This window comes from Burkholderia sp. BCC0398, from assembly GCF_902833245.1.
In the GTDB taxonomy this organism is placed as follows: Bacteria; Pseudomonadota; Gammaproteobacteria; order Burkholderiales; family Burkholderiaceae; genus Burkholderia; species Burkholderia sola.
In genome coordinates this window covers 476176-488947 of sequence record NZ_CADFEM010000005.1, presented here as the reverse complement: position 1 = coordinate 488947, position 12772 = coordinate 476176, and the positions used below count along the sequence as shown (strand labels likewise).

11 protein-coding genes are annotated in these 12772 nt (G+C 66.3%); 7 read left to right on the top strand and 4 right to left on the bottom strand.

Annotated elements, in window-relative coordinates:
• Positions 1 to 17 precede the first annotated feature (17 nt).
• Positions 18 to 1493, bottom strand: coding sequence for an HD domain-containing phosphohydrolase (locus tag HWX76_RS14035; RefSeq protein ID WP_050016960.1), 1476 nt, complete (start codon positions 1491 to 1493; stop codon positions 18 to 20).
• Between HWX76_RS14035 and HWX76_RS14030 the strand changes: the two genes are divergently transcribed.
• From HWX76_RS14030 to HWX76_RS14020, 3 genes are all read left to right on the top strand, one after another.
• On the top strand, positions 1392 to 1766 hold the full coding sequence (locus HWX76_RS14030) for a hypothetical protein (RefSeq protein WP_162484457.1): 375 nt from the start codon (positions 1392 to 1394) through the stop codon (positions 1764 to 1766). The two genes, HWX76_RS14035 and HWX76_RS14030, sit on opposite strands and share 102 nt — an antisense overlap.
• A 12-nt stretch (positions 1767 to 1778) precedes the next feature.
• Positions 1779 to 2354: a DUF308 domain-containing protein gene (locus tag HWX76_RS14025; protein ID WP_176015953.1), complete on the top strand. Its 576-nt coding sequence runs from the start codon at positions 1779 to 1781 to the stop codon at positions 2352 to 2354.
• Positions 2355 to 2644: 290 nt separating this feature from the next.
• Entirely contained in the window at positions 2645 to 2878 is a 234-nt protein-coding gene (locus tag HWX76_RS14020; RefSeq protein WP_011549124.1) for a hypothetical protein, read from the top strand.
• Between the two features lie 234 nt (positions 2879 to 3112).
• Here HWX76_RS14020 and HWX76_RS14015 read toward each other — a convergent pair whose 3' ends face one another.
• Both HWX76_RS14015 and HWX76_RS14010 read right to left on the bottom strand, forming a co-directional pair.
• Entirely contained in the window at positions 3113 to 4087 is a 975-nt protein-coding gene (locus HWX76_RS14015; RefSeq protein ID WP_176015985.1) for a LysR family transcriptional regulator, read from the bottom strand.
• Between the two features lie 636 nt (positions 4088 to 4723).
• Positions 4724 to 5374, bottom strand: coding sequence for a GntR family transcriptional regulator (locus tag HWX76_RS14010; protein ID WP_244137970.1), 651 nt, complete (start codon positions 5372 to 5374; stop codon positions 4724 to 4726).
• A 53-nt stretch (positions 5375 to 5427) separates the two neighbouring features.
• Between HWX76_RS14010 and HWX76_RS14005 the strand changes: the two genes are divergently transcribed.
• Positions 5428 to 6594 (top strand): pyridoxal phosphate-dependent aminotransferase, encoded by a 1167-nt coding sequence (locus tag HWX76_RS14005; protein ID WP_124630179.1) that lies wholly within the window; start codon positions 5428 to 5430, stop codon positions 6592 to 6594.
• A 176-nt stretch (positions 6595 to 6770) separates the two neighbouring features.
• On the opposite strand, the gene HWX76_RS14000 is transcribed toward HWX76_RS14005, so the two are convergent.
• Positions 6771 to 8117 (bottom strand): MFS transporter, encoded by a 1347-nt coding sequence (locus tag HWX76_RS14000; protein WP_050016825.1) that lies wholly within the window; start codon positions 8115 to 8117, stop codon positions 6771 to 6773.
• A 297-nt stretch (positions 8118 to 8414) separates the two neighbouring features.
• On the opposite strand from HWX76_RS14000, the gene HWX76_RS13995 reads away from it, so the two are divergent.
• The 3 genes from HWX76_RS13995 to HWX76_RS13985 all read left to right on the top strand — a co-directional run bounded on the left by HWX76_RS13995 (position 8415) and on the right by HWX76_RS13985 (position 12633).
• Positions 8415 to 9452 (top strand): LacI family DNA-binding transcriptional regulator, encoded by a 1038-nt coding sequence (locus HWX76_RS13995; RefSeq protein ID WP_124630177.1) that lies wholly within the window; start codon positions 8415 to 8417, stop codon positions 9450 to 9452.
• 188 nt (positions 9453 to 9640) lie between these two features.
• Entirely contained in the window at positions 9641 to 11422 is a 1782-nt protein-coding gene (locus HWX76_RS13990; protein WP_176015951.1) for an IlvD/Edd family dehydratase, read from the top strand.
• 32 nt (positions 11423 to 11454) lie between these two features.
• Positions 11455 to 12633, top strand: coding sequence for a fumarylacetoacetate hydrolase family protein (locus HWX76_RS13985; RefSeq protein WP_050016820.1), 1179 nt, complete (start codon positions 11455 to 11457; stop codon positions 12631 to 12633).
• The last annotated feature ends 139 nt before the right edge of the window (positions 12634 to 12772 follow it).

The following is a 12772-nucleotide window of genomic DNA, read 5'->3' as shown; positions in this document are numbered from 1 at the left end:
CCGCGTCGCGGAGCGCATCAGAGCAGCCCGAGCGCCGATGCCTTGAGGGTCGCCGCGGCGCGTGTCGAACATTCGAGCTTGCGGAACGCCTTCTCGACATGGGTGCGCACCGTGCTCGGACTCATCGCGAGCGCCTGCGCGACCTGCTTGTTGCTCGCACCGCGGGAAATCGCCCGCAGCACGTCGATTTCCCGCGCGGACAGGCGCGGGCCAGCGGCCGACGCGCCCGTCGCGATGCGCCGGACCACGGGCGGCCCGCCCGTCACGAGCGCCGCCACCACTTCGCCGCACAGCCGGCCGCCGGCCACTTCTTCCTGCAACTGGCCGGCGGCGGCCGCATCGCTCAGGGCCGTTCGCCACGGACGCGCCGAGCGCAACGCGACCCACGCCAGCGACGCCGCCAGCACACGCGCTTCCAGCGTCAGCGCCGTATCGCGCACGCCGCGGAAATAGCCCGAGCCGTCCTGCCGCTCGTACGCATACGACGCAAGCACGGCGGCTTCGCCGAGCGCGCCGGTCTGCCTGCCGGCGCGCTCGGTCCAGTACGGCACGAGTCGCACCTTTTCCCACGCGCTCGCAGGCAGCCGCGTCGGCAGATTCCACACGTCGTTCGGCACCGCGGCCCTGCCGATGCCGTGAATCAGTCCGGCGCGGTACACGCGTTCGCGCGCGGCCTCGTCCGGCGACAGACGGCCGTAACACGCGGCGGCCGTCGCGGCGACCGAACGCGAAAAACCCGTCATCCACGGCAATTTCAGATCGATGACGTCCGCAATCAATTCGGCGGACGTCGCGCCCCACATGTCCGGCGTGGCCAGTGCGGCGTCCAGGTCGGCGGGCGCCATGTGTTCGAGCGCCGCCAGCCAGCGCGGTGCGTCGCGCGCAGCCGTCTCGACGAGCACGGCCGGATAGCGCGACCCCGCGCGTTGGCCGATCAATTCGAGGGCCCGTTCGATGCCGTACGTGCGGCTGAACACGTCGAGATCGCCTGCCAGCGCGACGATCGACACGGCGGGCGGCACCTGTTCGCGCACGAGCCGCGCAGGCAGCCCGTTGCCGTCCCAGGTTTCGAAAATGTGCCGCAGCGCGGTTTCCGTCGCGCGGGACAGGCCGAGTATTCGCGCAACTTCGCCCGAGACTTCGCAATGGATTTGCGCGAGCGGGATCAGCGCGGCACCCGCGCCGCCGATCGCTTCGGCCATGCCGGGCTGGCTCGCAAGCATTGCGGCGCGAATCGCGACGTCGTCGCCGAATATCTGCGCGAAGCCCGCCGCGTTCGCCGTGCAGCCCGACCAGCGCAACAGCGCCACCTCGCGGGCCGTGTCGCAGACCGATGCATCGAATCGTGCCGCGTGCGCGAGCTGCGCCGCCAACCAACTGGTGCGTGGCGAATGGTCCGTCGGCTGGCCCATGCTGAGATCGCCGATGAAGGCCAGCGCGCGGACGGCGTCGACTATGCGCAGCGGGGCGTGACGGGCTTCGGCGTCGGGCATCGGGTGGGCGGAGACATTCGCGAGGATGGGAAAACGATCATACGCGACGGCGTCGCGGCGTGCAGGGGCATGCGCGTTGGCGGCGCGCCGGGGCCAATCCGGTGCGATGTTCACTGGTATCGGTGCGAGCAGCCGGTGAACTTCGCCATCGGATATCTGACCGATGGCGGCAGGCGCGGACGATTGCGATACTCGGCGCACTGGAGATCCGGTCGAGGCCGCATTCGCGTGGTGGGAATCGTGCATGCGGGCCGGAACGACGATTCAATGTAACAAGGAGTGCAAATGACTGATCGCTACCCCGAATTCCACGCCCCTGCCGACGAACACTGGCTGAAACGGTACTACCTTTCCCGGGCGATATTCTCGCTGATCTGGGTCGCGCTGGCGTTTTCCGTCGGCCGGCAGAGCGCGGCCGGCGCGGCGGTCCTGCTGGTCGTTTATCCGGCGTGGGACGCGCTCGCCAATTTCGTCGACCTCGCCCGCAGCGGCGGGATGGCGGCAAACCGCACGCAGGCGGTCAACGTCGCGATCAGCGCCGTCACGACACTGGCGGTATTTCCGGCGTTGAGTGCGGGGCTGCCCGCGGTACTTGCGGTGTTCGGTGTGTGGGCGATTCTGTCCGGCGCGCTGCAGCTTGGCACTGCCGTGCGGCGGTGGAAGCATGCCGGTGCGCAGTGGGTGATGGTGCTGAGTGGGGCGCAATCGGCGCTGGCCGGGTTGTTCTTCATTTTGCAAAGCCACGCGCCGATGCCGCCGGCGATCGTCAAGATCGCGGGCTATGCGGGAGTGGGGGCGCTTTATTTCCTGATATCCGCCATTTGGCTGCAGGTGCGGGGGATGCGGCGTAGCGTGTCGTGAGCCGTCGGTCGGAATGAAGACCTGCACGCGGTCGCGAATGGCGCTGAACGACCCAGAACGGCCCTTCAGATTTATCCAAAGCGGCCAATCGTTGTGACCTGCGGCGGGATTTTATAGCCTCGCTCGATGAGTATCTTGGCCTCGGCGCGACTGCGGAATCATTCCCGATTAAATCGCTTCTCCCGCAGCGTGCCGTTGGAACCTTCAACGGAGTCGTTCTGCCAAGGGCGGCAAGAACGGACACAGCGTGTACGATCTGGTCTTCAAGAAAACCATCCAAGGAGAGAGGAATGAATCCCGAACAGGCACGAGCCGAAGAAACCCAGGCGATGGAGCGCATGGTGGCCGCCACGCTGCGCGTGCAGAGTACGTTCGCCTCGATGCAGAAGCAATTTCCGCCGCAAGGCAGCGGCGAGCCTTCGCCGTTCGCGCTGCAAACCTTTGATGCCGCCCTGCAGGAACTTGAAGACGCACAGGCCGCGTTCGATGCGCTGCTGAACGATCTGATCGACGGTAACCGCTAAAGGCTACGCCCTTATCCGCACCGATTGCCGACGATCTAAAAAGCTGTGTCGAACGGCTGTTCGTGGCCGAACGCGGCCGGCCGCTGCCCTGCAACGCGCGACCGACGCAGATCGACCCGTCGCAGCCATTGGATGCCTCGGCAACTCAACGGCAAGGTTCGGTGCCAAGCTGACCTTCGAATGTCCAACTCCATGCACCGGCGAAGGTCCTCGGACAGTAGCACTGATGGCCTGTTACTCCGCGCTTTGGTAACGGACTGCGCAAGCGGGCGCCCCGGGCTGCCCTTTACTCTCTTGACGCGGTGTCAGGAGCCGTTCAAGCAGATCGGCGCTGTCTAGTTGCGCAATCCACCAGTTCAAAGCGTTCCCTACCTTGTCCTCGCGCCAAGCGAGGTAGCCATTCGTGAACTCGCGCACACCCACAATGCGACGCGCGACCAGCCTGCCTTCGTGTATCGGTTCTTTCGCTACGAGATCGGGCAGCATCCCGACAGCGATACCTTCGCACAGTGCTTGCAGTTTAGCTGCGAGCGTCGGCACGATGATCAGCGGCTGTCCATCACGGGTGGCCACAGATTGCGGTTGCAGTTCGCGAGAAGTGTCACTGATGACCACACCTCGATATCTTGCGATCGTTTCGCTCTCCAACGGCTCGGGCATGCGGGCGAGTGGATGGTCCGGTGCCACGACAAAAACGTGCCGGAGGGTTCCGATTGGCCGGGCCGCAATATTGGCCGCATGCGGCGGCTCGCCGAACGCCCCTATCGCGAGATCGGCACGCCGCGTAACCAGGGCATCCCACACGCCCCCAAGCACCTCGGTGGAAAGACTTAGCTGGGTATTCATCTCCAGGTCGTAGAAGGCATGGACATACGGCCATAAGGACTGGATTGGCAAGATTGCATCGACGCATAGTCGAAGCTCCGATTCCCAACTGTCTCGAATACCTTTTGCTTTGGCCTCCAGGTGTCGAGCCGCGTCTAAAAGTCGACGCCCATCTTCCACAACAGCACGACCCGCTTCCGTGAGTCTCGTCCGTCTGCCGCTGCGGTCGAACAGCTCGACATCCATGTCGCTTTCCAGCTTTTGCACAAGGTAAGTGAGCGTGGACGGAACTCTATGCAACAACTCGGCCGCCTCGGCGAATGTACCGGTCCGGTCAATTGCATCCAAAACTTCGAGAACTTCGAATGACAGCTTGGTCGCCATATAGCAGATACTTCTATCGTTCACAGGATTCACCGCGACGGCCGAGCGGCTTTGCCGCAGCAACGCTTCCATGCGGTTGCCCAAACCTTTCGGGACTCGCTCGGATGCTGATCAGATGGACAAAGGCGATGTCGTCCCTGAACCGGATGCATCTCCCGGATGCTCTCGTTGACGAAGCCTCCGGCCACTCAATGGTCATTGCGGCAGGAGTCTAAGGTACACGCTGCCGCTTGTCTGCTCGCGGCGCGACGCACAGTTAGCCAGGCGCATGATTCTGCTCGCGTCAATTTAGTCGTCGCCCCGCCAGTGCAGCCACGGGCTGTTTATCGGTCGCGGCGACCGAGTCGCATTCCGGGTCAAGCGCCACGGCATCGGTCGGTGTCCGGTGCGCGTGTTCCAAGACGATCGGACGCGCCCACATTCGCGCCTTCGCGTACAGGGCGTGGCGTGCCGCGACGGATACGATTGGCACGCGTGTGTCCCTGGGCAAGGTACAGCCGACGTTCGAATGGCTGCTTGAGAGCGATTGCCTACGACTGTCGATGGCCGGATGCCGCCCGACGCGTTTAGAAGACACCAGCCGTCCCCAAAGCCGGTCCTATGAACCGCTTGATAACTGTGGCTCGGCCCGCATTCCTACCGCCTCCGCAACGCCTGAGCCAGCGCATCCCCCGCAGCCAGAATATGCGCGGACAGGGCCGCACAGGCTGCGTCCACATCACCCTCGCGTATCGCCCGAACGATGTTCCGATGCTCATCATTCGAGCGATCCTGCCAGTCAAGCTGCTGCCACGTCGCATACAAATGCCGCGCACTGGCCCGATGCATGTCGCCGATCGCAGCGACGAGCCGCGGCATCCCGCACCGCGCGGTCAATGCGCGATGAAACCTCAGGTTCAGCGTGCCAAGCACGGCTATGCCACGCGCCGCCGCCTCCTGATCGAGGATCGCATCGAGCTCCTCCAGCGCACGTGCATCGAGCGCGGGAATCGCCTCCCGCAGCGCCAGCGCCTCGAAAGCAGCACGCATCTTCGCCATTTCAAGCACGTCCGCCGGCTCGAGCGGCGCCGCCCGCACGCCTCGTCGCGGCTCCACCACGGCCAATCCCTGCGCTTCCAGCCGTCTGAACGCCTCGCGTACCGGCACATGACTCGCACCGAACTCTGCCGCGATATGGTCCTGACGCAGCCATTCCCCCGGCGCGATGGTGCCCGAGATGATGCGGTCCGCCAATGCGCCAGCGATCCGATCGGCCAGCGAGCGATCCTCCTTGACTTCCAAATTCATCCCGACCACCATGCATAGATTATCTATTAAATTGTAACAAACCCGGAGGCTCGATGCGCCACCACCGCCCTGTCCGTCTGCAGCACATCGCCGGTATCGGTGTCGATCGCATGGGTTCGATCGCCGATCATGCCGACGTCGACCTTTTGCGACTCGAAAATCTCGATACCGACATCCCGCCTACCGCGGAAGCGCTCGCCTTCACCCGAGCGGCCATCCAGCGAGATTCGGCCAACTCCTATCTGCCATTCGTCGGTCAGGATCGGCTACGCGCGAGCGCGGCCGCCCACGTGTCGGCGCTTTCCGGGCAGCGCTTCACGGCCGACCACGTGGTGGTGTCGGCGGGCGGACTCTCCGGCATTCTGAACACGCTGCTCGCCACCGTCGAGATCGGCGACGAAGTCATCGTCACCGATCCGACGTACGCAGGTCTGCTGAACCGCGTCCGCCTTGCGGGCGGCGTGCCCCGGCAAGTCCCGTTCGCCTTCACGCCGGGCGGCGAATGGAAGCTGGACCAGGCCGCGCTGCGGGCGGCAATCGGTCCGAAAACGCGGGCCATGCTGCTGATGTCTCCTTCGATGCCTTCGGGCGGCTTCTTCGATGCGTCCGACTGGCAACTGATCGCGAGCCTGTGTGTGCAGAACGATCTGCTGCTGATCCTCGACAGCGCGATGGAACGGCTGCTCTTCGATGGACGCACGGTCATCCATCCCGCCGGCCTGCCCGGCATGGCCGAGCGTACGGTGACGGTCGGCGCAGCGTCGAAAGAGTTGCGCATGATCGGCTGGCGGGTCGGCTGGATCGTCGCGCCGGAATGGTTGATTCCCGATCTTGTGGCCGTGTCGCTCGCCAATGTCGTGGTGCCGGTCGGCATTGCCCAGGAGGCTGCGGCGATTGCGCTAGAACACTCCGCATCCGATCTGCCTGGCTATGTGAGCGAACTCGAGAGGCGGCGGGATACGGTCGCCGCCGAACTATCCGGGCTGCCGTTCGGCATGCCGGCGGGCGGCTGGTCGATGCTGCTGCGCGTGTCCGACTTCGGCCTGACCGGATCGCAGATGTCGGAGCGGTTGCTGCGCTGCGGCGTATGTGCGACGGCCATGACCGGATGGGGTGTCGCACACGGCGAGCAGTACGTCCGTTTCGTGTTCTCGAACGAACCTGTCGAACGGTTGCGCACGCTCGGGGACAAGGTGCGCTTCGCCCTAGAGGACGCATGACGGTCCCCACGAGAAAGCGGGATAGCGCGCAGGGCGTCCCTGGCTGGAAGTAGCCGGAATTCCGCGTGTGACGGTCGAGCAAACTCACACGAGATCAATGCACATGACGTGATGCATCCGGCGCCGAGGCAGCGCAATGCCCCAGCCCCGGCGCAACGTAACGTCGCACAAACGCCCTACCGCCCCACCGGCGGCCGCAAAATATCGCGTGGAATCGACGCGATCAGCACGCAGCTGACCAACAGGCAAGCACCGAGCGCATAGGTGCCGTTGTTGATGTTGCCGGTCATCTGCTTCGCGACGCCGGTGATCATCGAGCCCGTGAAGCCGGACAGGTTGCCCACCGAGTTGATCAGCGCGATGCCGGCGGCCGCGGCCGTGCCGGACAGGATCTGCCCCGGAAAGGTCCAGTAGATCGGCATCAGTGCGAGGATGCCGCAGGTGGCGATAGTCAGGAATACGATCGACAGCGCCACGTTCTGCGCGAACGCCGCGCTCAGGATCAGGAAAACGCCGCCGATCAGCGCGGGAATCGCCGCGTGCAGGCGGCGTTCGCCGGTTTTGCGCGAGTGCGACGCGTTCCACACCATCGCGAAGATCGCCGTCAGGTACGGAATGGCCGTCAGCACGCCGATGTGCAGCGGGCTGTGCACGCCCGACGCGCGGATGATCGACGGCAGCCAGAAGGCCAGCCCGTAGAAGCCGGTATTGAACGTCAGCAGGATGAAGGTGAGCAGCCAGACGCGCGGGCTGCGCAGCGCGGCGCCGATGCTGTGCGACTTGTGCGCGGCCTCGGATTCGAGATTGCGTGACAGCACCGCTTTCTCGTCGGCGGACAGCCATTTCGCCGACTGCGGGCCGTCGCCGAGGCAGGCCAGCACGATGAACGCCACCACGATCGACGGCAGCCCTTCGAGCAGCAGCATCCATTGCCAGCCGCTCATGCCCGACAGGCCGTGCGTCTGCTCCATCAGCCAGCCGGACACCACGCTGCCCAGCGTCAGGCTCAGCGGGATCGCGACCAAAAAGCCCGACATCGCCACGCTCTGGCGGCGCGCCGGGAACCAGTAGTTCATGTACAGGATGACGCCCGGGAAAAAACCCGCTTCGCACAGCCCCAGCAGGAAGCGCAGCGTGTAGAACATCGTGGTCGTCTGCACGTGGAAGAACTGCGCGAGCGGCACGATGAACGCCATCGACGACGACACGATCCCCCACGTAATCATGATCCGCGCGATCCAGAAGCGCGCGCCGTAGCGGTGCAGCAGCAGGTTGCTGGGCATCTCGAACAGGAAATAGCCCCAGAAGAAGATGCTGGCGCCGAGCGCATAGACGCCGTCGCTCAGGTTCAGGTCGTCGAGCATCTGCAGCTTCGCGAAGCCCACGTTGACGCGGTCCAGGTAGGCCACGACGTAGCAGAGCAGCAGCAACGGCAGGATGCGCCGCATGACCTTGCGGTAAAGGGCGTCTTCGGACGAGTCGGCCGCGGCCGGTGCGGCAGCGGCCTGCGTTAGGGATGGCATCGGTCTGTCTCCTGGTTGTATCGATCTTCTTCGTACCGTCGCGTGCGCTTCGCGCATCGATGTTACCGATAACATCCGGTGGCAAAAAAAAGCCGACGAGGCGACGGGAGCGATCGGCACGCTGATACCGGTAACAACGTTGAAGGTAGCATGCTGCGATACGCGCATACAAGTGCCGCCGAACGCGTGGTTTCCCTAGTACGGAGCTTACCGCGACGGGTACGGCGCGACCCGCCTGCGCGGTATGCCGCACCGGTATGATGTAGCCTTTCCGGCTTTCTCCCGATCGCGATTCCGATGCCCAGTCCCACCGCCGTCCGGCCCGCCGGGCCGCCCCGCATGTCCGACGTAGCGCGCCTCGCCGGCGTATCGAAGATGACGGTGTCGCGCGTGCTCGCCGGCCACAGCGTGGCCGCCGAGACGCGCGCACGGGTCTGCGAGGCCATCGACCAGCTCGGCTACGTGGCGGATGCCGCCGCCGGTGCGCTGTCGTCGGGACGCTCGGAATTCGTCGCGGTGCTGGTGCCGTCGCTGTCGAGCTCCAACTTCTCGGACACCGTGCGCGGCCTGACCGATGCGCTCGAGCCGCAGGGTCTGCAATTGCTGCTCGGCGATACCGATTACGACCTGGAACGGGAAGAACGGCTCGTCCGCTCGATGCTGCGACACCAGCCGCGCTGCATCGCGCTGACTGGGTCGCAGCACACCGAAGCGACGCGCAAGGTGCTGGAGCGCTCGGCGATTCCGGTGGTCGAGATGTGGGACCTGCCCACGCGCCCGATCGACACCGCCGTCGGCTTCTCGAACGTGCGCGCCGCCCGTGCGATGGTGCGCCACCTGGCCGAGCGCGGTTACCGGCGCATCGGCTTTCTGGTCGGCGTGAGCGAACTGGATCGCCGCGGCCTGGACCGGCTCAAGGGCTACCAGGCGGAGATCAAGGCGCTGGGCCTGGGCGAACCGCGCGTCGTGCGGCTGGGCGAATCGCCGATCACGATGAGCCACGGCGGGCCCGCGATGGCCGCGCTGCTGGAGCGCTGGCCGGATACCGACGCGGTGATGTGCGTGAGCGACATGTCGGCATTCGGCGCGATCATGGAATGCCACCGGCGCGGCCTCACCGTGCCCGCCGACATCGCCGTGGCCGGCTTCGGGAACTTCGAAGTGGCCGAGTGCTGCCACCCGACCATCACCACCGTGTCGGTCGATGCGTACGGCATCGGGCTGCGCACCGGCGAAGCGTTGCTGGCGGCGCTGCAAGCGCGCGACGGCGGCGAGCCGACCGACTCGAAAAGCATCCGTATCGACTACACCATCATCGCGCGGGAAAGCGCGTGACAAGCCGACGATCGCGCGCATCCCAGGACGCGACGCGTGCGGCTTCGTACCGCCCCCTGCCCCACGCCTTCGCCACGCGCGCACGAAATCCCTTCCGCTACGCAAAAAAGCCGTGCTAACATCCAATCGATGTTACCGGTACCATCCGGCACGCAAAATGAAGAAGGCCCCTCAGGAGACAGCCTGCCATGTCACACACCCCTCGCCGTCTGCGCAGCCAGGAATGGTTCGACGACCCCGCGCACGCAGACATGACCGCGCTCTATGTCGAGCGCTTCATGAACTACGGGTTGACGCGCGAGGAACTGCAGTCGGGCCGTCCTGTCATCGGCATCGCACAGACGGGCAGCGACCTCGCGCCGTGCAACCGCCACCACATCGAGTTGGCCGAACGCACCAAGGCCGGTATCCGCGACGCGGGCGGCATTCCGATGGAGTTCCCCGTGCATCCGCTGGCCGAGCAAAGCCGCCGGCCCACCGCCGCGCTCGACCGCAATCTCGCCTACCTCGGGCTGGTGGAAGTGCTGCACGGCTTTCCGCTGGACGGCGTGGTGCTGACGACCGGCTGCGACAAGACCACGCCCGCGTGCCTGATGGCCGCGGCCACCGTCGACATGCCCGCGATCGTGCTGTCGGGCGGACCGATGCTCGACGGCTGGCACGACGGCAAGCGGGTCGGCTCGGGCACGGTGATCTGGCATGCGCGCAACCTGCTCGCGGCCGGCGAGATCGATTACGAAGGCTTCATGCAGCTGACCACGGCGTCGTCGCCGTCGATCGGCCACTGCAACACCATGGGCACCGCGCTGTCGATGAATAGCCTCGCCGAGGCGCTGGGCATGTCGCTGCCCGGCTGCGCGAGCATTCCCGCCGCCTATCGCGAGCGCGGCCAGATGGCTTACGCGACCGGCAAGCGCGCGGTCGAGCTCGTTCGCGAAGACCTTCGCCCGTCGACAATCATGACGCGCGCGGCATTCGAGAATGCGATCGTCGTGGCCTCCGCGCTGGGTGCATCGACCAACTGCCCGCCGCACCTGATCGCGATTGCACGCCACATGGGCGTCGAACTGAGCCTGGACGACTGGCAGCGCCTGGGTGAAGCCGTGCCGCTGCTCGTCAACTGCATGCCGGCCGGCGAATACCTCGGCGAGAGCTTCCACCGCGCCGGCGGCGTCCCCGCGGTGCTGCGCCAGCTCGATGCGGCCGGCCTGCTGCGGCGCGACTGCCTGACCGTATCGGGCCGTGCGATCGGCGAGATCGCCGACACCGCGCAGGACGCCGACCGCGACGTGATCCGCACGCCCGACGCACCGCTCAAGCACGGCGCCGGCTTCATGGTGCTGTCGGGCAACTTCTTCGACAGCGCGATCATGAAGATGTCGGTGGTGGGCGACGCGTTCCGCCAGACTTACCTTTCCGAGCCGGGCGCGGAGAATACGTTCGAGGCGCGCGCGATCGTGTTCGACGGCCCCGAGGATTACCACGCGCGCATCAACGATCCCGCGCTGAACATCGACGAGCGCTGCATCCTCGTGATCCGCGGCTGCGGCACGGTCGGCTATCCGGGCAGCTCCGAAGTCGTGAACATGGCGCCGCCGGCCGAGCTGGTGAAGCGCGGCGTGACGTCGCTGCCGTGCATGGGCGACGGACGCCAGAGCGGCACGTCGGCCAGTCCGTCGATCCTGAACATGTCGCCGGAAGCCGCGGTCGGCGGCGGTCTCGCGCTGCTGCGCACGAACGACCGCGTGCGCGTGGACCTGAACCGCCGCAGTGTCGACGTGCTCGTCGACGAGGACGAACTCGCGCGCCGCCGCGAAACCGCCAGCTTCACCGTGCCGCAGGCGCAAACGCCGTGGCAGGAACTCTATCGCCGGTTCGTCGGACAGCTGTCCACCGGCGGCTGCCTCGAACCGGCCACGCTGTATCTGAAGGTGATCGAGCAGCGCGGCAACCCGCGCCATTCGCACTGACCCCGCCGCCCCCGACTCTTGCCGAGCTGACCATGCGTACTCCTTCCGTTTCCGACTGCCTGCCGCACGACCTTGCCCACGCGCTGCTGATCGGCCGCGTCTGGCGGCACGACGGCGCCCACGCGGGCCCGAGCGTCGTCGCCGTACGTGGCGGCGAAGTGTTCGACATCACGCGCACCGCGCCAACCACTGCCGACCTGTTCGACCGTCCCGATGCCGTCGCGGTCGCGCGCACGGCCCCCGGCGAATCGCTCGGCCGCGTCGAGCCGTTGTTGCAGGCGGCGCTGGACGGCACGCCGGGCGCGACGCACCTGCTCGCGCCGTGTGACGTGCAGGCGATCAAGGCGTGCGGTGTGACCTTTGCGGTCAGCCTGATCGAACGCGTGATCGAGGAACAGGCCGGCGGCGATCCGGCCAAGGCGCGGGAAGTACGCGACACCATCGCCGCGACCATCGGCACCGACCTGTCGAAGATCGTGCCGGGCTCGGAAGCCGCGCTGCGCCTGAAGGCGGAGCTCGAGCGCCGCGGCGCGTGGTCGCAATACATGGAAGTCGGCATCGGCCCGGACGCCGAGGTGTTCTCCAAGGCGCAGCCGATGTCCGCGGTCGGCTTCGGCGCGGACGTGGGGCTGCTGCCCATATCGGTGTGGAACAACCCCGAGCCGGAGATCGTGCTGGCGGTCGCCAGCGACGGCAGGCCGGTCGGCGCGACGCTCGGCAACGACGTGAACCTGCGCGACGTCGAAGGCCGCTCGGCGCTGCTGCTCGGCAAATGCAAGGACAACAACGGCTCGTGCGCGATCGGCCCGTTCGTGCGGCTGTTCGACGATGGCTTCACGCTCGATGGCGTGCGGGAATGCAGCGTGTCGCTGCGCGTCGAAGGCGCGGACGACGGCTTCGTCCTCGACGGCATCAGCCACATGCGCGAGATCAGCCGCGACCCGGCCGCCCTCGTCGCGCAGACCTGCGGCGCGCATCACCAGTATCCGGACGGCTTCATGCTGTTCCTCGGCACGATGTTCTCGCCGATCCAGGATCGCGACGCGCCCGGCGGCGGATTCACGCATCACCTCGGCGACCGCGTGACGATCTCGACGCCCGCGCTCGGCGCGCTCGTCAACACCGTGCGGCTTTGCACGGAGATCGCGCCGTGGACCTTCGGCGTGCGCGCGCTGTATGCGAATCTGGCCGCACGCGGGCTGCTTGCCTGAACGGAACGAAGGCGATACCACCTCCCCGCTTGCGATCGATCGCAGTCAGCCACGGCGTGGGCGACGCACCAGCGGACCGGCGCAGGATACGAACGAAATCCCGCCCGTCGTCGGCGGGTACGCCAGCCGGACCGACTTA